The following is a 22,979-nucleotide window of genomic DNA, read 5'->3' as shown; positions in this document are numbered from 1 at the left end:
GTGAAACCGCATCGCACAGAACCCGCCCTTGGACGAGATGAACGATCGCACCTGCATCGTCACCCGCAAGCAGGCCGAACCGGATGAACTGATCCGGTTCGTCGTCGGCCCGGATTCGGCCGTCGTTCCCGATCTCAAGAGAAATCTGCCCGGCCGTGGTTGCTGGGTGAGCGCCGACCGCCTACATATTGACAAGGCGGCGGCCAAGAACCTTTTTGCCCGCGCCTTCAAGGCACAGGTGGTTGTGCCGCCGGATCTTGGCGGCATGGTCGACGGGCTGCTCTCCCGATCCGCGCTGGGTATGTTGGGTCTCGCCCGCAAGGCAGGCGCGATCGCGCTGGGCGCCACCAAGGTTGAGAGCGCCGTGCGCGGCGGGCTGGCGCTTTTCGTGCTCCACGCGACCGAGGCATCCGACGATGGCGTGCGCAAGATCAGCCAGGCGCGACGGGCGACTGTCCATCTCGGTGGCCCTTCCACCCTTGCCTACAAACTTTTCTCCGAGGCCGAGTTGAGCTTGGCATTGGGGGGTACAAATGTGATACATGCTGCCGTCCTCGCGGGAGACGCGGGTAAGGCGGTCCAGAAGCGCATGGTTGCGCTCGACCGATATCGGGGCGGTACCCCGGACGATCTGGCAATGCTTGCGGCCGTTGCTGACGAAGATGAGCCCGCAGAGGATATGGAATGAGCGATACGAAATCGGGCGACGACAAGACGTTGAGTGTTACACCGAAGAAGACCTTGACGCTGAAGCGCCCCGGCATGGAACAGGGCACCGTGCGCCAGAACTTCTCGCATGGCCGTACCAAGTCGGTCGTGGTCGAGACCAAGAAGCGCAAGTTCTCCCTGCCCGGCGACAAGCCGGAGCCGGTTGCCGCTGCCCCTGTGCCTGTCTTCACGCCGAAGCCGCCGGTCGCGGCAGCGCCTGTCGTGCAGGAAGCGCCCAAGGCGCCGCCTCCGCCTCCGCCGCCAGCTCCGGTCGAGCGCAGCGGCATGGTGCTGAACGAATTGTCGCGCAGTGAAATGGAAGCCCGCCGCAGGGCGCTTGAAGGGTCCAAGGTCCGCGAGGTCGAAGACCGTCAGCGCGCCGCCGAGGAAGCCAAGCGCCGCGCCGAGGACGAAGAGCGCCGCAAGCGGGAACGCGAGGAATCCGCGCGCCGCCAGGCCGAGGAAGAGGCACGGTTGCAGACCGAGGCCGAATCGCGCCGTCGCGCCGAGGAAGAGGCACGCCGCCGCGCGCCGCAGGCCGCGGAACTGGCAACCGTCGACGAAGAGGAAGAGGTCAAGCCGAAGCGGACGGGCGCAGGTGCGCCGGTACGTCGCCTGGTCACGCCCGAAGTGGCGCGTCCGGCCAAGCCGACCAAGGGCGAGGAAGATCGTCGCCGTGGCAAGCTGACACTGAATTCCGCGCTTTCCGACGAGGATGCGCGGGCTCGTTCGCTGTCGTCGATGCGTCGACGCCAGGAGAAGTTCAAGCGCGCGATGCACAATGAGCCGCGCGAGAAAGTCATGCGCGAAGTGATTCTGCCCGAGACCATCACCATCCAGGAACTGGCGCAGCGCATGTCCGAACGTGCGGTCGATGTGGTCAAGTTCTTCATGAAGCAGGGCCAGATCCTGAAGCCGGGCGACGTGATCGACGCCGATACGGCCGAGCTGGTCGCCACCGAATTCGGCCACACGGTCCGCCGCGTCGCCGAGTCCGACATCGAGGAAGGCCTGTTCAACATCGCCGATCGTCCGGAAGACCTCGTGTCGCGTCCGCCGGTGGTGACCATCATGGGCCACGTCGACCACGGCAAGACGTCGCTGCTCGATGCGATCCGCAATGCCAATGTCGTCTCCGGCGAGGCCGGCGGCATCACCCAGCATATCGGTGCCTATCAGGTCGAGAAGAATGGTCAGAAGATCACCTTCATCGATACGCCCGGCCACGCCGCCTTCACGGCGATGCGTGCCCGCGGCGCCCAGGCCACCGACATTGCCATCCTGGTGGTGGCCGCCGACGACAGCGTGATGCCGCAGACGATCGAATCGATCAGCCATGCCAAGGCGGCCGGCGTTCCGATCATCGTGGCGATCAACAAGATCGACAAGCATGACGCCGATCCGCAGAAGGTGCGCTCGGAACTGCTGCGCCATGAGGTCTTCGTCGAATCCATGGGCGGTGAAGTGCTGGACGTCGAAGTGTCGGCGACCAAGGGCACCAATCTCGACAAGCTGCTCGAGGCGATCCTGCTGCAGGCCGAAATCCTCGACCTGAAGGCCAATCCGGACCGTACCGCCGAGGGCGTCGTCATCGAGGCGCAGCTTGACAAGGGCCGTGGTCCCGTCGCCACCGTGCTGGTACAGACCGGAACCTTGATGCCGGGCGACATCCTCGTCGCCGGCAACGAATGGGGTCGGGTGCGCGCTCTGGTCAACGATCGCGGCGAGCAGATCAAGGAAGCGCCGCCGGCGATGCCGGTCGAGGTGCTCGGCCTTCAAGGCACGCCACAGGCTGGCGATCGCTTCGCGGTCGTCAACAACGAGGCCCGCGCCCGCGAGATCACCGAGTATCGCCAGCGTCTGGCGCGCGAGAAGGCGGTGGCCAGGCATGCCGGCCAGCGTGGCTCGCTCGAACAGATGATGTCGCAACTGCAGACGAGCGGGCTGAAGGAATTCCCGCTGGTCATCAAGGGCGACGTTCAGGGTTCTATCGAGGCGATCAACGCCGCACTGGACAAGCTCGGCACCGACGAGGTGCGTGCGCGCATCGTCCATGCCGGCGCTGGCGCCATCACCGAAAGCGACGTCTCGCTGGCGGAGACTTCGGGTGCCGCGATCATCGGCTTCAACGTTCGCGCCAACGTGCAGGCGCGCGCCGCGGCCGCGGCCGCGGGCATCGAGATCCGCTATTACTCGATCATCTACAACCTCGTGGATGATGTGAAGGCGGCTCTGTCGGGTCTGCTGTCGCCGGAGCGTCGCGAGACCTTCATCGGCAATGCCGAGATCCTCGAGATCTTCGACATCACCAAGGTCGGCAAGATCGCCGGCTGCCGTGTCACCGAAGGCAAGGTCGAGCGTGGCGCGGGCGTACGCCTGATCCGCGACAACGTCGTCATCCACGAAGGCACGCTGAAGACGCTGAAGCGCTTCAAGGACGAGGTTTCGGAAGTTCCCGGCGGCCAGGAGTGCGGCATGGCCTTCCAGAACTACGAGGACATGCGCGTCGGCGACATCATCGAGTGCTTCCGTGTCGAGATGGTGACCCGGACACTCTGAGTTCGCGTGACTTGTCGGTATCGGGCGGTGGTCGAAAGACCGCCGCCCCAAGCCTTTTGAGAATGACCCGTTTGAGACATGCGGCACGGTCCCACCCCGCGCCTCACGCTTTCAGGATTGAGAAAAATGCCCCGTTCCACCACATCCGGCCCATCCCAGCGCATGCTGCGCGTCGGCGAACAGGTGCGCCATGCCCTGTCCGAAACCCTGCAGCGCGGCGAGATCCTCGACCCGTTGATTGAAAATTCGGTCGTCTCTGTCTCGGAAGTGCGCATGTCGCCCGATCTGAAGATCGCCACCGCCTTTGTTTCCCCGCTCGGCGCCAAGGATGCCGGCGCCGTCATCGAGGCGCTCAACAAGCATGCGAAATTCATCCGCGGCCGTGTCTCCGGCGCGCTCCGGCAGATGAAATACATGCCGGAGTTCCGCTTCCGGCTGGATACCTCCTTCGACAATTTCGCCAGGATCAACGACCTGCTGAAGTCGCCCGAAGTGGCGCGCGATCTCGATGCGGACGGCCAGGACAAAGACGAAGACAAGGACAGCGAATAATGGCGCGCCGCGGCAAGAAGAAGGGCCGGCCGGTCTCCGGCTGGGTGGTGCTCGACAAGCCGGTCGGCATGGGCTCGACCGAGGCTGTCTCCAAGATCAAGTGGCTGTTCCAGGCGGAAAAGGCCGGCCATGCCGGCACGCTCGATCCGCTGGCCTCCGGCATGCTGCCGATCGCGCTCGGCGAAGCCACCAAGACCGTGCCTTACGTGCAGGACGGCGCCAAGATCTATCGTTTCACCGTCGCCTGGGGCGATGAGCGCTCCACCGACGATCTCGAAGGGCCGGTGACGAAGAGCTCCGACCTGCGTCCGGCGGAAGCCGAGGTCAGGGCGCTGCTGGCGAAATACACCGGCGTCATCATGCAGACGCCGCCGCAATTCTCGGCCATCAAGATATCAGGCGAACGCGCCTATGACCTTGCCCGGGAAGGCGAGACGGTTGACATCCCCCCGCGCGAAATCGAGATCGGTCGTTTGGAGATCATCGAGCATCACGCCGATCGCACGGTTTTCGAGGTCGAATGTGGCAAGGGCACCTATGTGCGCTCGCTGGCTCGTGACATGGGCCGTGACCTCGGCTGCTTCGGCCATATTTCCGACCTGCGCCGGGTCGAGGTCGAGCCGTTCACGCAAGAGGATTTCGTCACCATCGCCGAACTAGAGGCGGCCCGCTTCGGAGTACAAGGTGAGGACAGACCGGAGCCCGCCGACGGCGCCGAGCCGATAGAAATCCCAGTCGACTTCGATGCCATCGATGCGCTTCTTGTCGACACATCGGCGGCTCTCGACTGCCTGCCGCAGATCGCCATCAGCGATGATGCGGCGACCAAGATCCGTCTCGGCAATCCGGTCATCATTCGCGGCCGCGATGCGCCGGTGGAAGCCGAGGAGGCCTGCGCGACGGCGCGCGGCAAGCTGGTCGCCATCGGTGCGATCGAACAGGGCATGTTCAAGCCCAAGCGGGTCTTTGCCGGCTGACGCAATTCCGGGAAAAGGGTGAAACGGCGTTCGAAATTGCGAGAACAAGGTTCTAACTTCACGTCGACTCTACGCTCGAGGGGCACATGGCAAAAGCCGAGGCGGTGAAAAAGCGGGCGCCGGTGAAGACAAGGCGGCCGCCGGTCGGCGCCTCGCCGGGTACGCTGATCGCCGATCCGGCGGCGCGGCGCTCGGAATTGCGGCTGACCTTGATCTCGCCGCAGAAGTTCAAGACCATCGACAATGCCAGCATCGCCGATGTCGAGGCCAATTGCCGGAAATGGCCGGTGATCTGGCTCGACTGCACCGGCCTCGCCAACATCGGGCTGATCGAGGAGATCGGCCGCATCTTCAGCCTGCATCCGCTGGCGCTTGAGGATGTCGTCAACACCGGCCAGCGGCCGAAGGTCGACTTCTTCGAGGATCATGCCTTCGTCGTCGTGCGCATGATCGACGATGTCACCTCGCATCGCTACGAACAGATCGCTCTCTTCCTAGGCGAGAACTTCGTCGTCACCTTCCAGGAGCGCGAGGGCGATCCGTTCGACCCGGTGCGCAAGCGCATCGAGAGTTCGGCGCCCAACCGGTTGCGGACCCGTGGCGCCGACTATCTGGCCTACGCGCTTATCGACGCTATCGTCGACAGCTATTTTCCGCCGATCGAGGGAGCCGGAGACCTGGTCGACAGCATCGAGGATGAGATGCTGCATTCGCCGCACAAGCATCAGATGCGGCAGCTGCACGAATTGCGGCGCGACGCCAATGTGCTGAAGGGCGTGCTGTGGCCGATGCGCGATGCGTTGGCGACGCTGATCCGTAACGAGGTGCCCTATGTCAGAGCCGAGACCAAGGTCTTCCTCAATGACACGCTCGACCATTCGCTCAGGTTGATCGAACTCGTCGAGACCCAGCGCGACATGCTGACCGGCCTGATCGAGATGCATCTGTCGCTGAGCCAGGCGCGCACCAACGACGTCATCAGCTATCTCACCATCGTTTCGGTCATCTTCATGCCTCTCACCTTCCTGGTCGGTGTCTGGGGCATGAATTTCGACCCCGAGAGCTCGCCGTGGAACATGCCGGAGTTGAAGGCCTATTACGGCTATCCGGAAGCGCTCCTGTTCATGGCTGTTATCGCGGTCGGCCTGGTTGCGTTCTTCAAATGGAAGAAATGGCTTTGACTGCGGCGAAACTTGCCATTTTGGGCTGAAAAGCCGGCTTGGTGAATTGGGCTGGTGTTTTGCCGGGAATTGCACTATATGCGCCGCAGCATAGCGCCACGACGCTTTGCTTGCACCGGCCCCTGCTGGACGACATCCCGGCTGAGGGCGACCCGTTTCCTCAAACAGATAAGGAAAAACACGATGTCGATTACTGCCGAGCGCAAGAAGGAATTGATGGGTGAATTCGCTACCGCCAAGGGCGATACCGGGTCTCCGGAAGTCCAGGTGGCCATCCTTTCCGAGCGCATCAAGAACCTGACCGACCATTTCAAGGACCACAAGAAGGATAACCATTCCCGCCGTGGTCTGCTCGCTCTCGTGTCCCAGCGCCGCAGCCTGCTTGATTATCTCAAGCGCAAGGACGACGCGCGCTATCAGACACTGATCGAGAAGCTCGGTCTGCGCCGTTGACGAATTGACCGGCGGGCTCCTTCAAGGAGTCCGCCGGTCGCGCATTCGAGCCCCGGGCCAACCCGATCTCGAATGCAGGACTGGAGCGCCGCGCACCCTTCCGGATGCCGGACGGACGCTCCAAAAGTAGAATTTGCGCATGACGCGTTCCGTAAGCCGTGGGTTTCGGGGTTGTGCGCAGGCCAGTCGATCGATTGGCCATATCCGGCTTCGAGCGCGCAGAGGGCCACTCGAAGCCACCCATGGACGGTCATGGGGCAGGATTGCAGGACGCTCGTAAGGCCACCGCGCCGATGAAACCCGAGCCTCCCGTTGTCTTGCCCGTGGCTGCCCGAGAAAGGAAGCCAGAGGAAAGGGCACCCGCGCACGCTGAAACGGCGCGGCCTTTCCTCATACAAAGGACAAGACATGTTCAATCAACACAAAGTGGAAATCGAATGGGGCGGTCGCCCGCTCATCCTCGAAACCGGCAAGATCGCGCGCCAGGCTGACGGCGCTGTGCTCGCCACCTACGGCGAGACCAAGGTTCTGGCCACCGTCGTTTCGATGAAGGAGCCCAAGCCCGGCCTGGATTTCTTTCCGCTGACCGTCAACTACCAGGAAAAGACCTACGCCGCCGGCAAGATCCCGGGCGGCTATTTCAAGCGGGAAGGCCGTCCGAGCGAAAAGGAAACGCTGGTTTCGCGCCTCATCGACCGCCCGATCCGTCCGCTCTTCGCCGACGGCTACAAGAACGACACCCAGATCGTCGTCACGGTCGTCCAGCATGACCTCGAGAACGATCCGGACATCCTGTCGATCGTTGCCACCTCGGCCGCTCTGACCCTGTCGGGCGTTCCCTTCATGGGCCCGGTCGGCGGCGCGCGCGTCGGCTACATCAACGGCGAATACGTTCTCAACCCGCACATCGACGAGATGCAGGAATCCAAGCTCGACCTCGTCGTCGCCGGCACCGCCGACGCCGTGCTGATGGTTGAGTCGGAAGCCAAGGAACTTGGCGAAGAGCTGATGCTCGGCGCTGTCATGTTCGGCCACAAGGGCTTCCAGCCGGTTATCGACGCCATCATCAAGCTGGCCGAAGTTGCCGCCAAGGAGCCACGCGACTTCACCGCGCCCGACTATTCCGCGCTCGAAGGCGAAATGCTCAACATCGTCGGCGACGAGCTTCGTGAAGCCTACAAGATCACCGACAAGCAGAAGCGCTATGCCGCCGTCGACGCCGTCAAGGCCAAGGTCAAGGCCGCGTTCGCTCCGGCCGAAGGCGAGGACCCCAAATACACCTCAGAGCAGATCGGTTCCGTGTTCAAGGAACTCCAGGCCAAGGTCGTGCGCTGGAACATCCTCGACACCGGCTCGCGCATCGATGGCCGCGACCTGAAGACGGTCCGCAAGATCGTTTCCGAAGTCGGCGTGCTGCCGCGCACCCATGGTTCGGCGCTGTTCACCCGCGGCGAGACCCAGGCGCTGGTCGTTGCCACGCTCGGCACCGGCGAAGACGAGCAGTATGTCGATTCGCTGACCGGCATGTACAAGGAGAAGTTCCTCCTTCACTACAACTTCCCTCCCTATTCCGTCGGTGAGACCGGCCGCATGGGTTCGCCGGGCCGCCGCGAAATCGGCCACGGCAAGCTCGCCTGGCGCGCCATCCGGCCGATGCTGCCGAGCGCTGACCAGTTCCCCTACACGCTGCGCGTCGTCTCGGAGATCACCGAGTCCAACGGCTCGTCGTCGATGGCCACCGTCTGCGGCACCTCACTGGCGCTGATGGATGCTGGTGTGCCGCTGGCCAAGCCCGTTGCCGGTATCGCCATGGGCCTGATCAAGGAAGGCGAGCGCTTCGCGGTTCTGTCCGACATTCTGGGTGACGAAGATCACCTCGGCGACATGGACTTCAAGGTCGCCGGCACCGCCAACGGCATCACCTCGCTGCAGATGGACATCAAGATCGAGGGCATCACCGAGGAGATCATGAAGATCGCGCTGGACCAGGCCAAGGATGGCCGCCAGCACATCCTCGGCGAAATGGCGCATGCCCTGACCGGCGCCCGCGCCGAACTCGGCGAGTTCGCGCCGCGTATCGAGGTCATGCACATCCCGACCGACAAGATCCGCGACGTCATCGGTTCGGGCGGCAAGGTCATCCGCGAGATCGTCGAGAAGACCGGCGCCAAGATCAACATCGAGGACGACGGCACGGTCAAGATCGCTTCCTCGAACGCCAAGGAGATCGAGGCGGCGAAGAAGTGGATCCACACCATCGTCGCCGAGCCGGAAGTCGGCGAGATCTACGAAGGCACGGTCGTCAAGACCGCCGACTTCGGCGCTTTCGTCAATTTCTTCGGTCCCCGCGATGGTCTCGTCCACATCTCGCAGCTCGCCAATGAGCGCGTTGCCAAGACCTCGGACGTCGTCAAGGAAGGCGACAAGGTCTGGGTCAAGCTGATGGGCTTCGACGAGCGCGGCAAGGTCCGCCTGTCGATGAAGGTCGTCGACCAGGCCACCGGCAAGGAAATCGTGCGCGAGAAGAAGGCCGAAGGCGAAGAAGACGCCGCCTGAGCGACCTGACAGAAAAATCGGAACGGGCGCGGCTTATGTCGCGCCCGTTTTCGTTTGGAGCAATTCCAGGAAAAGTGCGTGGCGCTTTCCCCACGGGAATTGCGCAAGACCATGGGGAACACGGCTATGTCCGCTGAAGCGCTGAAGACGCTTTTCCATCCGTTCGAGGCAGAGGCTCTTGCCATGCCGCGAAAGGGTGAGCGCATCCTCTTCCTCGGCGCCGAGCCTGGCCTGCGCTTGCCGTCGGGCTTCGAGGCCGGTCTACATCTCGGACAAGGCTTCAGGCCGCATTTCCGCGCGTTGCAGGCGGCGGGTTTCACGGTCGCGCCGCAACCGGTGGGTGATGGTTTTGATGCCGCTCTGGTGCTTGCTGGCCGCCATCGCGGCCAGAATGAACTGCGTATCGCCGAGGCTCTCGAGCGCGTCGTGCCGGGCGGACTGATCGTCATCGCCGGCGGCAAGGACGAGGGCGTTGCCAGCCTGCGCAAGCGCGTCGACGAGCTCGTGCCGCTCGACGGGCATATGCCGAAATATCACGGCATTGCCTTTTGGCTGCGCTGTCCGGCGGATATGCGGGCTGCCGCGGCACTGCGTGCCGCCAACCCGGCGCAACTGGTGGAGGGCCGGTTCCGCACCGAGCCTGGCATGTTCTCCTTCGATCGCGTCGACGCGGGTTCGAAACTACTGGCCGACAATTTGCCTGGCGATCTGCGTGGCAATGCGGCTGATTTCTGCGCCGGCTGGGGCTATGTGGCGGCTGAGATGGCTACCCGTTCGCCGGGCTTGTCGGGGCTCGATCTTTACGAGGCGGATTTCGATGCGCTGGAGGCTGCCAAGGGCAACCTCGGCGGCACCGTGGCGCAAGGCTTCTTCTGGACGGATCTGCTCGCCGAGCCTGTCGAGCGCCGCTACGACGTCATCGCCATGAACCCGCCCTTTCACCGCAGCCGTGCGGCGGAGCCGGAGATCGGCGCCGGCATGATCCGCGCGGCAGCCAAGGCGCTCAAGCCCGGTGGCAGGCTGGTCATGGTCGCCAACCGCCAGCTTCCCTACGAGCCCGTGCTGTCGGCCGCCTTTGCCAGCCACGCCGAGCTTGCCCGCGACGGCATGTTCAAGGTGTTTGTCGCGCGTCGCTGAAACGATGCGTATCGCGCTCAGTGCAGATTGGCGACGCGTCGGACCTCGTCGGTGGCTTGCCCGCCACCAAGGCCGATCCTGAGCGGCGCCGGCCGGCCGAACAGGTAACCTTGCACCACCTCGCAGCCGGCTGCCCGCAGCAGCGTGGCCTGGCTCTCGGTCTCGACGCCTTCGGCAATGATGCTGACGCCAAGTGCACGCGAAAGCCCGACAATGGTCGAGACGACGGCGCCGGAGCTGGAATCGGTATCGATGCGGCTGACGAAGGAGCGGTCGATCTTCAGCTTGCCGAAGGAGAAATCGATCAGATAGCTGAGGTTCGAGTAGCCGGTGCCGAAATCATCGACGGCAACGGAGATGCCCATTTCGGCCAGCTCTTTCAGGATGACGGCAGCGCGATCGCGGTCCTGCATCATCGCCGTCTCGGTGACTTCCAGCTCCAGCCGTGACGGCTTGATCCCGGTGGCCCGCATCGTGTCGCGCACGATGCCGACGAAGTCCTTGGTCATGAACTGGACCGGCGAAATATTGACGGCGACGAAACAGTCGTCTGGCAAATGCCGGGCGTCGTTGCAGGCTTTGCGCAGGACCCATTCGCCGATCGGGTTGATCATTCCGGTTTCCTCGGCAATCTGGATGAACTCCATGGGCGGGATCATGCCTCGCTCAGGATGGTTCCAGCGGATCAACGCCTCATAGCCGACGATGCGGCCGCTCGGCAGGTCGAGTTGTGGCTGATAGTGGAGGTCGAAATCGCCACGCTCGAAAGCCGTGTGCAGCTCGGATTCCACCCATTGGCGATAATCGGCGACTCGTCCCATCTCGCTGTCGAATACCGACCAGTTGCCAACGCCGCTGGCGCGCGCATGCTGCAGCGCCAGGTTGGACCTGCGCAGGATAAGGACCGGATCGACACCATCCTTGGGCATGGCCACGATGCCCACGGACAGGCTCACCGATTGCTGATGGCTGCTGAGTTCATAGGGTTCCATCATCTCGTCGATGAGCCGCTCGATCATGCCCTCCATCGTCCCTTGGATCTGATGATCCGGCAGCAGTACCGCGAACTCCCCGGCACCGATGCGCCCGATCAGGGCGCGTGCGGGCACGCTGTCTTGCAGTCGCCTGGTGAAGGCGCGGATCAGCTCGTCGCCCTGGCTATAGCCAATCGCATCGTTGATCTGCTTGAACCGGTCGATGTCGATGTCGATCAGGAACACCGGTTCCCCGGTCCGGCTTGTCACGCATGCCGCCTCGGCGATCTTGCCGACCATCGCCGGCCGCGCCAGAAGTCCCGTCAGCTTGTCGAAATGGGTTTCGTTGAAAACGAAATCCGCCGATTCATCGACGCCGGCGAAGAAGGACATTGCCGCCACCGATGCGGCGAGCGCGCAAAGCGCAGCCATGATCGCGACCATCATGTCCGCCGATATGCCGGCAAACCCGGCGCCGAGACCGTGCTTCAGACCCCATATGCCGAGGACGAAACTGCCAATGCCCGAACTTGCTATCGTGAGCAGTCGGAACACCGGTGTTCGCTTCGGGTTGCTGGCGGCAGGCATTCAAAGGTCCCCAGATTGCGGGCCTCTATAGCGGAAATCCTCTTAAAATGAGTTTCCGCGAATGCATCCAATTTTACTGGAGAGGATTATTTCTTTACTGGAAAAGGACCATTTCGGCGAAACGGCACCATCCATGTTTCCCGAAACGTGTCGCCTTGACCCGTTTCAGTACTCGTTAGCCATCCGTCTGCTTCAACTCATCGAGCGTCGGCATCGAGACGATGTGATAGCCGGAATCGACATAGTGGATTTCGCCGGTGACGCCGGAAGCCAGGTCGGACAGCAAATAAAGCGCCGAGCCGCCGACCTCGTCGATGGTCACGGTACGGCGCAGCGGCGAGTTGCGCTGCTGGTAGGAGAACATGTGGCGGGCGTCCGAAATGCCGGCGCCGGCAAGCGTGCGCACCGGCCCCGCCGAGATGCCGTTCACCCGGATGCCGCGCGGGCCATAGTCATTGGCGAGGTAACGCACGCTGGCCTCGAGGCCGGCCTTGGCGACGCCCATGACATTGTAGTTCGGCATGACGCGGACCGAACCGGCATAGGTCAGCGTGATCATCGAGCCGCCCTGCGTCATCAGGGGCGCGGCATTGCGGGCGACCTCGGTGAAGGAGTAGCAGGAGATCACCATGGTGCGGACGAAGTTGTCGCGGCTGGTGTCGGCGTAAAGGCCCTTCAACTCGTTCTTGTCGGAAAAGCCGATGGCATGGACGACGAAATCCAGTCCGCCCCAGGCATTGCCAAGCGTCTCGAACGTGGCGGTGACCGAAGCGCTGTCCTCGACATCGCAGGGAACGACCAGCGACGCGCCCAGCCTGTCCGCGAGCGGCTTGACCCGGCGGCCGAAGGCCTCGCCTTGGTAGGTGAAGGCGAGCTCCGCCCCATGTTCGGACAATTTCTGGGCGATGCCCCAGGCGATCGAATGATCGTTGGCGACACCCATGACAAGCCCGCGCTTGCCCTTCATCAATCCGTCCATGTCAGGCAATCCTTCTAGAAAAACGCTGGCGTTATGCGGAATAGCGCTGGAAAACGAGCGTCGCGTTGGTGCCGCCGAAACCGAAGGAATTTGACAGGACGGTGTCGATCTTGGCGTTGTCGATGCGCTTTCGCACGATCGGCATGCCCTCGAATTCAGGATCGAGCGTTTCGATATGGGCGCTCTCGCCGATAAAGCCGCCTTGCATCATCAGGATCGAATAGATGGATTCCTGCACGCCGGCCGCGCCCAGCGAATGGCCGGTCAGCGATTTCGTCGAGGTGATGAACGGCATCTTCTCGCCGAACACCTCGCGGATGGCGCCCATTTCCTTGGAATCGCCCACCGGCGTCGAGGTGCCGTGGGTGTTGATGTAATCGATCGGCGTGGAAACCGTCGCCAGCGCCTGGCGCATGCAGCGGACCGCGCCTTCGCCGGAAGGCGCGACCATGTCGTAGCCGTCCGAGGTCGCGCCGTAGCCGACGATCTCGGCATAGATCTTGGCGCCGCGCGCCTTGGCATGCTCCAGCTCTTCCAGCACCAGCACGCCGGCGCCGCCGGCGATGACGAAGCCGTCGCGGTTGACGTCATACGCGCGGGACGCGGCTGATGCCCTGTCGTTGAACTTCGACGACATGGCGCCCATGGCGTCGAACAGGTCCGACATGGTCCAGTCGAGATCCTCGTGGCCGCCGGCAAAGACGATGTCCTGCTTGCCCCACTGGATCAGCTCGTAGCCATTGCCGATGCAATGCGCCGAGGTCGAGCAGGCTGATGAGATCGAATAGTTGACGCCGTGGATCTTGAACCATGTGGCAAGCGTCGCCGACGCGGTCGACGACATCGCCTTTGGCACCGCGAACGGACCGATGCGCTTGGGGCTGCCGTTCTTGAGCGTGGTTTCGGCCGCCTCGACAATGGTACGGGTGGAGGGGCCGCCCGAGCCCATGACGATGCCGGTGCGCTCGTTGGTGACGTCGCTTTCGCTCAAGGCGGCATCCGCGATCGCCTGATCCATGGCGACGTGGTTCCAGGCCGCGCCCTGTGACAGGAAGCGCATCGCGCGACGATCGATCATGGCGGTCGGGTCGAGTGTAGGTGCGCCCCAGACCTGGCAGCGGAAGCCATGTTCGGCGAAGGAATCGGAAAAGCTGATGCCGGATCTGGCGTCATGCAGCGAGGTCTGCACCTCGTTGGCATTGTTGCCGATCGACGACACGATGCCGAGGCCGGTGACTACGACACGTCTCATTCGCAACTCCTTCCAGGGATGCTGGCCAGTGGGTCGGCCAGAACTGCGGTCAAGCGACCGCCGACTGCTTGGACAGACCGACCTTCAGGTCGGTAGCCGCATATATGGGCTCGCCATCCGCCTTCATCCAGCCATCGGCGATGCCGAGCACCAGCCGGCCACGCATCACGCGCTTGAAATCCACGCCATACTCGACCTTCTTGACCGATGGGGTGACCATGCCCTTGAACTTGACCTCACCGGTAGACAGCGCCATTCCCTTGCCGGGTTCGCCGAGCCAGCCGAGATAGAAGCCAGTCAACTGCCACAAGGCGTCGAGGCCGAGGCATCCCGGCATGATCGGATTGCCGATGAAATGGCAGGCAAAGAACCACAGGTCCGGCTTGATGTCGAACTCCGCCCGGATGAAGCCCTTGTCGAAGGCGCCGCCCGTCTCGCTGATTTCGGTGATGCGGTCGAACATCAGCATGGGCGGGTAGGGCAGCTGGGCATTGCCCTCTCCGAACAGTTCGCCGCGGGCGCAGGCCAGCAATTCTTCGTAGTCGTAGCTGGATTTACCCGCCATCAATCTCGTCCCCATATCGTCCGGGCGGTAGCGCGCCCTTGTCGTTGGTGTCCTAACACAATCTGTTTCAGGCCGGAAACCGGCGTTTGCGCTTAACCCGCCAGTCTGCCCGGGTCAATGCGCGCTATTGATCGCATTCGGACGACAGAATATATGTCAGCAGGGGTCCGGTTTCGGCAGACGTTCATTTTTTTGCCATTCTGGGCGTGTCTTGAAGCGGGACTGCAAGCTTGGAAGACCAGATGGACCGGGGCTGCCGGAAGGAAAATGTCGCTGTGGACAAGCGGGTGCGCGAAGCCGGCCTGAGGCCGACGCGCCAGCGTATTGCGCTGGCCGACCTGCTTTTTGCCAAGGGCGACCGCCATTTGTCGGCCGAGGAATTGCATGAGGAGGCGCTGGCCGCCGGCGTGCCGGTGTCGCTGGCCACGGTCTACAACGCACTCCACCAGTTCACCCAGGCGGGACTGCTGCGCATCCTGGCCGTCGAGGGCGCCAAGACCTATTTCGACACCAACACCTCCGACCACCACCATTTCTACGTCGAAGGCGAGAACCGGATTTTCGACATTGCCAGCGGCCCGGTGACGATCACCAACCTGCCGGACCCGCCCGAGGGCATGGAAATCGCCAATGTCGATATCGTGGTGAGATTGCGCCCCAAGCGCCGGGAATGACCGGCAGGACCAGAACAATCGACCAGGCCGGAATAATCGGCAAGGGATGAAACCCCTCGACCTGACAATCCGGCTCGAATCGGCAGTCGTGGCGGCCATCTGCACCGCCCAAATCGCCATCGACCGCGCATCGGGCTTATGGCCTGAAGCTGCCAACCGGCTTTCAGGATACCCATCCCGGCTGTATCGGCCGCGAACGGAGCGACCTCAGTCCTTGACCCGCTCGCCGGGATAGGCGCCCCAGACCGCCGACTGGGCGAGCCAGCCGGTGTGGCCGTCAAGCGTCATTTCGCACCACTGGCCGTCGCAGGTCTTGATCGTGCCCATGACGCCCGGCTCGACGATCGCCACGACCCTGGCGTCCTTGTCCGGACTTTTCATGAGATTGATCTGGCCACCCTTGCCGCGCTGCCAAGGCGCGATGATGGCGGTGCGCCGGCCCGAAAGCATCGACTGGTTGATCCAGCCCTCCGAACCGTCCGCATCGCGCACGCGGCGCCATGTATCAAATTCCTGGATGACCTCCATCGGCAGGCCGGCCTTCACATACATCCAGTTGACGGAGTAGTTGGCGCCCGGACCGACGCGCGAGTTGACGCGCGCTGGCTTGAGGCTGACGAATCGCGGCAGCGGCAGGCCGCTCGGCCCGAGCGTGACGCTTTGGGCGGGTGCTGCCGCGCTTTGCGCCACGGCAAAGGGAGAATAAAGCAGAGCGCCGAGAAATGCTGCGCTTAGGGTCAGGCGAAGCGACGCGAAACCAGACACTTTCGTTCCTTTCGGCGCGGGCTCGATGACCTCGGCGCCCCTTTTTCTTTGTCTTCGGCGGCACCGCTTGTTACATGGGTAAATCGGCTACCGCGACCGGCTTTCAGTTTCGCCGGTCTTGGTTAAAGAGGTCTCAACGAGGGAAACAATGCCAGGCAAAAAGAAGCCTCTCGTGGTCATCACGCGAAAGCTCCCCGACCCGGTCGAGACCCGCATGCGCGAGCTGTTCGACGCGAGGCTGAATGTCGAGGACAGGCCGATGACGCAGCCGGAACTGGTTGCCGCGGTCAAGGAGGCCGACGTGCTGGTGCCGACGGTGACCGATCAGATCGACGCGGCGCTGATCGCCCAGGCCGGCGACAACCTCAAGCTCATCGCCAATTTCGGCAACGGCGTCGACAAGATCGACGTGGCCGCGGCCGCCAGGAAGGGCATCACCGTCACCAACACGCCCAATGTCCTCACCGAAGACACCGCCGACATGACCATGGCGTTGATGCTGGCGGTGCCGCGCCGGCTCGCGGAAGGCGCCAATGTGCTCACCGGCGACAAGAAATGGGCCGGCTGGTCGCCGACCTGGATGCTTGGCCGGCGCATCTGGGGCAAGCGGCTCGGCATTGTCGGCATGGGGCGCATCGGCACGGCCGTCGCTCGGCGCGCCAAGGCCTTCGGCCTCTCCATCCACTACCACAACCGCCATCGCGTCCTGCCGGCCGTCGAGGACGGGCTTGAGGCGACCTATTGGGAAAGCCTCGACCAGATGCTGGCCCGTATGGACATCATCTCGGTCAATTGTCCGTCGACGCCGGCGACTTTCCATCTTCTGTCGGCACGGCGCTTGGCTCTGCTGCAGCCCACGGCCTACGTCGTGAACACCGCGCGCGGCGACATCATCGACGAGGAAGCGCTGGTCAAGCTGATCCAGGACGGCAAGATCGCCGGCGCCGGCCTCGACGTCTACGAGCACGAGCCGGCGCTCAATGCCAAGCTGCTCAAGCTCGCCGCCAGGAACAAGGTCGTGCTCCTGCCGCATATGGGCTCGGCGACGCTCGAGGGCCGCATTGACATGGGCGAGAAGGTCATCATCAATATCCGGGCGTTCGTCGATGGCCACCGCCCGCCGGACCGCGTTCTGCCGCTCAGGACCTGACGGGCTCGACGCCTTCAAGTGAAAGCCAAAGGTTACGAAAGCGCCTTGCGCATGGTGATCGAGGTCGGCCTGACGTAGCCGTCATGCGCCGTCCGTTCGGTCTCGCGAAAGCCGAGGCGGGCAAAGACGGCGTGGTTGGCGGTGAGCTCGATCCGTGTCTGCAACTCCAGGGCCGCCTTGCCGTGGTCTAGAGCGAGCAGTTCGACCGACCGCATCAGCCGCCGGCCAATGCCTTGCCCATGGCAGTCCGGGTCGACGGCGAGCTTGCCGACGTAAAAATCATGTGCCCTTTCAAGAGCGAAGACGCAGCCGACGATCCTGGCACCGTCGAGGGCCACCAAACCGGTCTCCCGCCCGGCCTTGTCGCGCAGTGTGTCTACGGTGAGCAGGTGAGCAGAGGACGGCGGGTCGATAACGCCGTCCATGAAGGCGAAGGCACGCATGATCAGGGAAAGCAGCTCGTCCCAACGATTGAAGCCGACCGAAATGCGGTCGATGGAAAGGGGCATTTTTTGCGTCAAGGTCAGCGCCTGGCGTAGCGGATCGTTTCGAAGCGTGCGGCAAGCGCATCGTAAAGCAATAGCCTGCCGACCAGCGGCTCGCCGATGCCGGTGATCAGCTTGATCGCTTCCATCGCCTGCAGCGTTCCGACGACGCCGGTCAGCGCTCCAAGCACCCCGGCCTCGGCGCAGGACGGCACAAGGCCCGGCGGTGGAGCTTCGGGGAAGAGATCGCGATAGCCCGGGTTCGGCTTGCCATCCTTACCGTTCTCGAAGGGCTTCAGCACCGTCACCGAGCCGTCGAAGCGACCGACAGCGGCATGCACCAGCGGTTTGCGCGCGCTTGCGCAGGCATCGGCCACCGTATAACGGGTCTCGAAATTGTCGGAACCGTCGACCACAACGTCATAGCGAGAGACAAGGGCCGGGGCGTTCTCCGCGCTCATCCGGAACGTGTGCGTCTCGACCGCGGTGTTGGGATTGATGCGGGTGATTGCCGCCTTGGCGCTGTCGGTTTTCAGCATGCCGACCGTATCGGTGCCGTGGATGACCTGGCGTTGCAGATTGGACAGCGACACGGTGTCGTCGTCGATGATGCCGAGCGTGCCGACGCCTGCGGCCGCGAGATATTCGAGCACTGGGGCGCCCAGCCCGCCGGCGCCGATCACCAGGACCCGTGCTTGTTTGAGTTTCTGCTGGCCCGGGCCGCCGACCTCGGGCAGCACTATGTGGCGGGCGTAGCGTTCGATTTCGTCGGAGGTCAGCGCGGTGGTCATGTCAGGACCATATAGCGGCTGAAAAACCTTGTCAGGGCCCTTCGGTTGGCCCAACCGTGCCGTGGTCTACGGTGAGGAACTGGGCGCGGCCTTGCAAGCTGGAAAACAGCGCGGCATCGGTTCCCGTCATGAATGCCTGGCAGTTCAACTCCTCGAGGATCGAAAACAGCGCCGCCCGCCGCCCGCCGTCGAGATGAGCGGCGATCTCGTCGAGCAGCAGGATCGGCGTCAGGCCCGACATTTCGCCGGTCAGCCGGGCATGTGACAAGACGATGCCGACCAGCAGTGCCTTCTGCTCGCCGGTGGAACAGAGTTCGGCCGGCATTGCCTTGGGCCTGTGTCTCACCAGGAGATCGGAGCGGTGCGGCCCTTCGAGCGTTCGTCCCGCGGCACGGTCACGATCGCGGCCATCGGCGAGCGCCCGTCGGAACCGCTCCTCGACGTCGACTGCCGGCGCGGCGGAAACCTCTGTTTCCAGATCGCCAGAAAGGCTGATGTCGGCCTGCGGGAACGGCCCCGTGTCGGGCAGCCTGTCGATCATGGCGGCAAGCAGGCGCACCAGTTCGGCGCGTGCCGCAGCAATGGCGACGCCGGTTTCGGCCATCTGTGTCTCGATCGCTTCGAACCAGCGGTCGTCCCGAGACCCATCCGTCAGCAACCGGTTACGGCCGCGCATCGCCTTTTCGTAGTCGAGCGCCCGCTGCCCATGGCCGGGATCGATTGCCAGGACCAGCCGGTCGAGAAAGCGTCGGCGATCCGCGGCCGGTCCCGTGAACAGCGCGTCCATTGCGGGCGTCAGCCACACCACCCGCAGCCATTCCAGCATGTCCTCGGCCGATCTCGCGGTCGCGCCGTTGATGCGAACCCGCCTGCCGCCTTCGCCCTCACCGCCGGAAATACCCGTGCCGATCTCGACCTGGCCGTCAGGCCCGTCGAGACGGGCGTGCAGCGCAAAGCCGCCATCGCCGCCCTCGCGTGCGACGTCGGCGTAGGGCGCACGGCGCAAGCCGCGTCCCGGCGTCAGGAAGGAGATTGCTTCGAGGAGATTGGTCTTGCCGGCGCCGTTGTCGCCGGAAAAGACCACGGGCCCCGGGGCGAGATCGATCGCCAGCGAGGCGTAGTTGCGAAAATTAGTAAGTGTAAGCTTACTTATATGAGTCTGTGCCGGCAACCGCTATCCGCCTGTAGAAGTCGCCATTGTTGCCGCCGCGGGTCCCGTCGCAGAACCGGATCGATGATGCGGCGCCGGCTATACCCGCATCGGCATCAGCACGTAAAGCGCCGTCTCGTCGGCCATGTCGTGGATCAGCGTCGGCGAACCGGCGTCGGCCAGCATGAATTTGGCTTCCGTGCCGGTCAGCTGCGCGGCGACATCGAGCAGATATTTGGCGTTGAAGCCGATCTCGATCGGGTCGGACGAATAATCGGCCGCCAGTTCCTCGGTGGCGCTGCCCGAATCCGGATTGTTGACCGCAAGCGTCACCTGGCCTTCGCTGATCGAAAGCTTCACCGCGCGGCCGCGTTCGGAGGAGATGGTCGAGACGCGGTCGACCGCGGCGGCAAAACTCTGGCGGTCGAGGATCAGCTTCTTGTCATTGCCGGTCGGAATGACTCGCTGATAATCGGGGAAGGTGCCATCGATCAGCTTCGAGGTCAGGACCACGCTGCCGATGGTGAAGCGGATCTTGGTGTCGGATAGTTCGGTCGTAACGGCGACATCCGGGTCGTCTACCAGCTTCTGCAGCTCGCTCACCGTCTTGCGCGGAATGATGATGCCCGGCATGCCCTCGGAGCCCGCCGGCGCATCGATTTCGGCGCGCGCCAGGCGGTGGCCGTCGGTGGCCACCGAGCGCAGCTTCAGCTTGCCGCCGACTTCATGCGTGTGCAGGTAGATGCCATTGAGATAGTAGCGTGTCTCCTCGGTGGAAATGGCGAACTGCGTCTTCTCGATCAGCCCCTTCAGAGCAACCGAGTCGAGCCGGAAGATATGCGAGAAGGATCCGGCCGAGAGCTCGGGGAAATCGGATTGCGGCAGGCATTGCAGGCGGAAGCTCGATCGGCCCGACGTCACCGTCATGGCGTTGCCGTCTTCATCCGTCTTCAGCATCACCTCGGCGCCGTCCGAGAGTTTGCGCACGATATCGTAGAGCAGGTGCGCCGGCACCGTCGTCGCGCCGCCGCGCTCGACCTTGGCGGGCGTCGCTTCCGTCACCTCCAGATCGAGGTCGGTCGCCTTCATTTCGAGGCTGGCGCCCTCGGCGCTGAGCAACACATTGGACAGGATCGGTATCGTGTTGCGCCGTTCGACCACGCGATGAACGTGGTTGAGCGACTTCAGGAGATTTGACCGTTCCAGGATAACACGCATGACGAAACAGGCTCGCTTGAAAGGATGAGCGGGTCTCCGGCTGGCGGCGCCCCGCGAAAGGTCTGAACAGGCTCAGAATCTGCGTAAACTGACAGGAAAAAGCCAGCAAACGCAAGCCCGCGCCGCCGGTTCCGGCCGGCTGCGCGGGCTTTCTGGGGATAAAGGCCGCGAAGACCGCCGCGCAGGGTACTGAAACCGGAATCCGGATCGTCGCCAGCCACTGGCTCGAGCCCATCTCAGGGGTGCCGCCGAGCAGGCAAGCCATTGAATTCCGATGCGGTTCTGGCTTGCCTGTCTCGGATCCATCAGGCCTGGTCGTTGATCAGCCGTCGCAGCAGCTCGAGTTCCTGCGCCAGCGTGTTGTCATTACCGGACAGGTCCTCGATCTTGCGCACGGCGTGCAGCACCGTGGTGTGGTCACGGCCGCCAAAGCGCCGTCCGATTTCGGGCAGCGAGCGCGGCGTCATCACCTTCGACAGGTACATGGCGACCTGCCGCGGCTTGACGATGGTGCGCGTGCGCCGGTTGGACAGCAACTCCGTCTTCGAGACATTGTAGTGGCGTGCCACGATGCGCTGGATATCCTCAATGCGAACCCGCTTCGGCTCTCCGGTGCGATAGATATGGCCGAGGATCTCGTCGATGCGGTCGATGGTGATCTGCGGCTCGAACGACTGGCGGAACAGCAGCTGATTGAACGCGCCTTCCAGTTCGCGTCCGCTGCCGGTCACGGTGCGGGCGACGTGATTGAGGATTTCGTCTGAAATGTCGAGCGATGCGTCGTCTACCCGGGCCGTGGCCAGGCGCAGCTTGAGCATGCCGAGGCGCATGGCGAAATCAGGCGCCGACATTTCGAGCGCGACGCCGCCGTTGAGGCGCGAGCGGACCCGCGGCTCTAGCGATTCCAGCTCCGACGGAGGCCGGTCGGCGGCGACAACGACTTGCTTGGCGCTGTCGAGCAGCATGTTGATCAAATGGCAGAATTCATGCTGGATCGACTTGCCCTGCAGGAACTGCATGTCGTCGATGATCAAGAGGTCGATGTCGCGCAGCTGTTCCTTGAGCGTCAGCGCATTGTTGTCGCGGATCGCCGTGGCGAAGCGCCACATGAAATATTCCGCGGTCAGATAGACGACGCGCGACTTGGGGTTCTGCTTAAGCGATTCCGCCGCGATGGCCTGCAGCAGATGGGTCTTGCCGAGCCCGACGGTCGCGTGCAGGAAAAGCGGATTGAAGCGCACCGCGCTCGACTGCGATTCCGCCACGGCCTTGGCGGCGGCGAAAGCCACCCGGTTCGACGGGCCTTCGATGAAGGAACCGAACGTGTAGCGCGGGTCGAGCGGGGATCCCAGCACATTATGGCGGAACTCGCTCTCGGTCGCGGCGCCCGGACGCGGCACCGGGGGACGTTCCACCCTGCCGGGGCTCACGGTGCCGGCGGCCAATGCCGTTTGCGTCTGCCGTGTCATCTTGCGTGCCGGGGCCAATTCCGGTTCCGCATGGCTGCGCCCCTGGCGGGTGGCCGTGCGCACCACGATCTCGATCTTGAGGAGATCGGCATCCTCCTGCTTCCACAACTCGGAGATGAGGTCGAGATAGTGGCCGTTGATCCACGAGCGCAGGAACGCGGTGGGCACCGAGATGCGGACAATGCCCTTGGATGCCTCCGCGACCTTCATCCGGCCGAACCAGCTCGAATAGACCTCAGCTCCCAGGCGCGCCTTCAACTGGGTCTTGACCCGGTCGAACTTCTGTTCCGCGTCGCTGGAGACCGCCATCTCGTTTGCTCCGATCAAAGTTCCAGGAAATGGGAGGTCGCCCGTAAGCTCCCTTTCGATGCCGCTCTGCATGATCGAGTTCCTTGTTTTGTACCTGTTTTTCCGCCGGGGATGCGCCTCCTGCATCCTTCATCCAGCGACTGCGCTTTGCTACAACGTCCGCTGCCGCCGCTGGCAGTGAACATCGCCCATTGTCTCAGGGAACCGGTGCCGGCCCATGGAAGCCAGTCCGCGTTGGGTATGTCAGGGCAATACAACACCGTCCGGCGAAAACGCCGGCGCGCCGTCGACCTGCCATGTCTAGTTACGCCAGTCCCCTACCGTATCGAAAAAGAGCAAACCAAACCCATCCGCAGACTTGATCCGCGTCGCAAATCCCGCCAATTTAAGCTGGCCGCGTCAGGCTGGGTTAAGGGCCCAGAGGCCCGTCCCTTTCGATGGATCGACATTACCGAAATCGCTGTGGATAGGGCAAGGCCACGTCTAA

Annotated in this window: 20 protein-coding genes; 10 read left to right on the top strand and 10 right to left on the bottom strand. The window is 63.4% G+C overall.

The annotated features are described in order from the left end of the window. Positions 1–37: 37 nt before the first annotated feature. The 8 genes from AC07SZ_RS24055 (at position 38) to AC07SZ_RS24020 (ending at position 10,123) form a co-directional block, all read left to right on the top strand. Positions 38–688, top strand: a complete 651-nt coding sequence (locus AC07SZ_RS24055; RefSeq protein WP_056570447.1) for an RNA-binding protein — start codon at positions 38–40, stop codon at positions 686–688. After that, entirely contained in the window at positions 685–3,267 is a 2,583-nt protein-coding gene (gene infB, locus AC07SZ_RS24050; RefSeq protein ID WP_056569927.1) for a translation initiation factor IF-2, read from the top strand. The genes AC07SZ_RS24055 and infB overlap by 4 nt, the downstream gene beginning before the upstream one ends. A gap of 126 nt (positions 3,268–3,393) precedes the next feature. Next, positions 3,394–3,819 (top strand): 30S ribosome-binding factor RbfA, encoded by a 426-nt coding sequence (rbfA, locus tag AC07SZ_RS24045; protein ID WP_494916165.1) that lies wholly within the window; start codon positions 3,394–3,396, stop codon positions 3,817–3,819. Then, the gene (gene truB / locus AC07SZ_RS24040; protein WP_494916163.1) at positions 3,819–4,796 is read left to right on the top strand and encodes a tRNA pseudouridine(55) synthase TruB; all 978 of its coding nucleotides are present in this window, start codon (positions 3,819–3,821) and stop codon (positions 4,794–4,796) included. Before rbfA ends, truB begins: the two co-directional genes overlap by 1 nt. Before the next feature lie 86 nt (positions 4,797–4,882). Beyond that, positions 4,883–5,977, top strand: coding sequence for a magnesium/cobalt transporter CorA (gene corA, locus AC07SZ_RS24035; protein ID WP_494916161.1), 1,095 nt, complete (start codon positions 4,883–4,885; stop codon positions 5,975–5,977). Positions 5,978–6,055: 78 nt separating this feature from the next. Further along, on the top strand, positions 6,056–6,430 hold the full coding sequence (gene rpsO, locus AC07SZ_RS24030; RefSeq protein WP_269465810.1) for a 30S ribosomal protein S15: 375 nt from the start codon (positions 6,056–6,058) through the stop codon (positions 6,428–6,430). A 408-nt stretch (positions 6,431–6,838) separates the two neighbouring features. After that, positions 6,839–8,986, top strand: coding sequence for a polyribonucleotide nucleotidyltransferase (gene pnp / locus AC07SZ_RS24025; RefSeq protein ID WP_202324670.1), 2,148 nt, complete (start codon positions 6,839–6,841; stop codon positions 8,984–8,986). Between the two features lie 126 nt (positions 8,987–9,112). Continuing rightward, positions 9,113–10,123, top strand: a complete 1,011-nt coding sequence (locus tag AC07SZ_RS24020) for a class I SAM-dependent methyltransferase (protein ID WP_494916288.1) — start codon at positions 9,113–9,115, stop codon at positions 10,121–10,123. Positions 10,124–10,140: 17 nt separating this feature from the next. Here the strand turns inward: AC07SZ_RS24020 and AC07SZ_RS24015 are convergent, their stop codons facing one another. From AC07SZ_RS24015 to fabA, 4 genes are all read right to left on the bottom strand, one after another. Continuing rightward, on the bottom strand, positions 10,141–11,685 hold the full coding sequence (locus AC07SZ_RS24015) for a putative bifunctional diguanylate cyclase/phosphodiesterase (protein WP_494916159.1): 1,545 nt from the start codon (positions 11,683–11,685) through the stop codon (positions 10,141–10,143). Between the two features lie 175 nt (positions 11,686–11,860). After that, on the bottom strand, positions 11,861–12,664 hold the full coding sequence (gene fabI / locus AC07SZ_RS24010) for an enoyl-ACP reductase FabI (RefSeq protein ID WP_056569944.1): 804 nt from the start codon (positions 12,662–12,664) through the stop codon (positions 11,861–11,863). Positions 12,665–12,695: 31 nt separating this feature from the next. After that, positions 12,696–13,916: a beta-ketoacyl-ACP synthase I gene (gene fabB / locus AC07SZ_RS24005; RefSeq protein WP_056569945.1), complete on the bottom strand. Its 1,221-nt coding sequence runs from the start codon at positions 13,914–13,916 to the stop codon at positions 12,696–12,698. A 49-nt stretch (positions 13,917–13,965) separates the two neighbouring features. Beyond that, on the bottom strand, positions 13,966–14,481 hold the full coding sequence (gene fabA / locus AC07SZ_RS24000; RefSeq protein WP_010913332.1) for a 3-hydroxyacyl-[acyl-carrier-protein] dehydratase FabA: 516 nt from the start codon (positions 14,479–14,481) through the stop codon (positions 13,966–13,968). 242 nt (positions 14,482–14,723) lie between these two features. Between fabA and irrA the strand changes: the two genes are divergently transcribed. Then, a complete protein-coding gene (irrA, locus tag AC07SZ_RS23995; RefSeq protein WP_056570449.1) occupies positions 14,724–15,155 on the top strand; it encodes an iron response transcriptional regulator IrrA in 432 nt (143 codons plus the stop codon). A 207-nt stretch (positions 15,156–15,362) separates the two neighbouring features. Here the strand turns inward: irrA and AC07SZ_RS23990 are convergent, their stop codons facing one another. After that, the gene (locus AC07SZ_RS23990; protein ID WP_056569947.1) at positions 15,363–15,920 is read right to left on the bottom strand and encodes an SH3 domain-containing protein; all 558 of its coding nucleotides are present in this window, start codon (positions 15,918–15,920) and stop codon (positions 15,363–15,365) included. A 148-nt stretch (positions 15,921–16,068) separates the two neighbouring features. Between AC07SZ_RS23990 and AC07SZ_RS23985 the strand changes: the two genes are divergently transcribed. Next, positions 16,069–17,070 (top strand): 2-hydroxyacid dehydrogenase, encoded by a 1,002-nt coding sequence (locus AC07SZ_RS23985; RefSeq protein ID WP_056569949.1) that lies wholly within the window; start codon positions 16,069–16,071, stop codon positions 17,068–17,070. A gap of 32 nt (positions 17,071–17,102) precedes the next feature. Here the strand turns inward: AC07SZ_RS23985 and AC07SZ_RS23980 are convergent, their stop codons facing one another. The 5 genes from AC07SZ_RS23980 to dnaA form a co-directional block, all read right to left on the bottom strand. After that, complete coding sequence (locus AC07SZ_RS23980) at positions 17,103–17,579, bottom strand: GNAT family N-acetyltransferase (protein WP_056570451.1); 477 nt, start codon at positions 17,577–17,579, stop codon at positions 17,103–17,105. A 14-nt stretch (positions 17,580–17,593) separates the two neighbouring features. Beyond that, positions 17,594–18,346 carry a molybdopterin-synthase adenylyltransferase MoeB gene (locus tag AC07SZ_RS23975; protein WP_494916157.1) on the bottom strand — a complete coding sequence of 251 codons (753 nt, stop codon included), beginning with the start codon at positions 18,344–18,346 and terminating at the stop codon, positions 17,594–17,596. Positions 18,347–18,377: 31 nt separating this feature from the next. Then, on the bottom strand, positions 18,378–19,517 hold the full coding sequence (recF, locus tag AC07SZ_RS23970; protein ID WP_494916155.1) for a DNA replication/repair protein RecF: 1,140 nt from the start codon (positions 19,515–19,517) through the stop codon (positions 18,378–18,380). A gap of 78 nt (positions 19,518–19,595) precedes the next feature. Continuing rightward, positions 19,596–20,714 (bottom strand): DNA polymerase III subunit beta, encoded by a 1,119-nt coding sequence (gene dnaN / locus AC07SZ_RS23965; protein WP_010913340.1) that lies wholly within the window; start codon positions 20,712–20,714, stop codon positions 19,596–19,598. A 305-nt stretch (positions 20,715–21,019) separates the two neighbouring features. Then, positions 21,020–22,564: a chromosomal replication initiator protein DnaA gene (gene dnaA, locus AC07SZ_RS23960; RefSeq protein ID WP_140775480.1), complete on the bottom strand. Its 1,545-nt coding sequence runs from the start codon at positions 22,562–22,564 to the stop codon at positions 21,020–21,022. Between the last annotated feature and the right edge of the window lie 415 nt (positions 22,565–22,979).

It is taken from the genome of Mesorhizobium sp. GW821-FHT07A06 (assembly GCF_059419085.1).
This window is presented reverse-complemented; position numbering and strand designations above follow the sequence as displayed.

What these genes read in the sequence shown, in the direction of transcription:
- AC07SZ_RS24055 (WP_056570447.1), top strand. Translation starts at nt 38, where the DNA reads ATGAACGATCGCACCTGCATCGTCACCCGCAAGCAGGCCGAACCGGAT.
- infB (WP_056569927.1), top strand. Translation starts at nt 685, where the DNA reads ATGAGCGATACGAAATCGGGCGACGACAAGACGTTGAGTGTTACACCG.
- rbfA (WP_494916165.1), top strand. Translation starts at nt 3,394, where the DNA reads ATGCCCCGTTCCACCACATCCGGCCCATCCCAGCGCATGCTGCGCGTC.
- truB (WP_494916163.1), top strand. Translation starts at nt 3,819, where the DNA reads ATGGCGCGCCGCGGCAAGAAGAAGGGCCGGCCGGTCTCCGGCTGGGTG.
- corA (WP_494916161.1), top strand. Translation starts at nt 4,883, where the DNA reads ATGGCAAAAGCCGAGGCGGTGAAAAAGCGGGCGCCGGTGAAGACAAGG.
- rpsO (WP_269465810.1), top strand. Translation starts at nt 6,056, where the DNA reads ATGCGCCGCAGCATAGCGCCACGACGCTTTGCTTGCACCGGCCCCTGC.
- pnp (WP_202324670.1), top strand. Translation starts at nt 6,839, where the DNA reads ATGTTCAATCAACACAAAGTGGAAATCGAATGGGGCGGTCGCCCGCTC.
- AC07SZ_RS24020 (WP_494916288.1), top strand. Translation starts at nt 9,113, where the DNA reads ATGTCCGCTGAAGCGCTGAAGACGCTTTTCCATCCGTTCGAGGCAGAG.
- AC07SZ_RS24015 (WP_494916159.1), bottom strand. Translation starts at nt 11,685, where the DNA reads ATGCCTGCCGCCAGCAACCCGAAGCGAACACCGGTGTTCCGACTGCTC.
- fabI (WP_056569944.1), bottom strand. Translation starts at nt 12,664, where the DNA reads ATGGACGGATTGATGAAGGGCAAGCGCGGGCTTGTCATGGGTGTCGCC.
- fabB (WP_056569945.1), bottom strand. Translation starts at nt 13,916, where the DNA reads ATGAGACGTGTCGTAGTCACCGGCCTCGGCATCGTGTCGTCGATCGGC.
- fabA (WP_010913332.1), bottom strand. Translation starts at nt 14,481, where the DNA reads ATGGCGGGTAAATCCAGCTACGACTACGAAGAATTGCTGGCCTGCGCC.
- irrA (WP_056570449.1), top strand. Translation starts at nt 14,724, where the DNA reads ATGGACCGGGGCTGCCGGAAGGAAAATGTCGCTGTGGACAAGCGGGTG.
- AC07SZ_RS23985 (WP_056569949.1), top strand. Translation starts at nt 16,069, where the DNA reads ATGCCAGGCAAAAAGAAGCCTCTCGTGGTCATCACGCGAAAGCTCCCC.
- AC07SZ_RS23980 (WP_056570451.1), bottom strand. Translation starts at nt 17,579, where the DNA reads ATGCCCCTTTCCATCGACCGCATTTCGGTCGGCTTCAATCGTTGGGAC.
- AC07SZ_RS23975 (WP_494916157.1), bottom strand. Translation starts at nt 18,346, where the DNA reads ATGACCACCGCGCTGACCTCCGACGAAATCGAACGCTACGCCCGCCAC.
- dnaN (WP_010913340.1), bottom strand. Translation starts at nt 20,714, where the DNA reads ATGCGTGTTATCCTGGAACGGTCAAATCTCCTGAAGTCGCTCAACCAC.
- dnaA (WP_140775480.1), bottom strand. Translation starts at nt 22,564, where the DNA reads ATGCAGAGCGGCATCGAAAGGGAGCTTACGGGCGACCTCCCATTTCCT.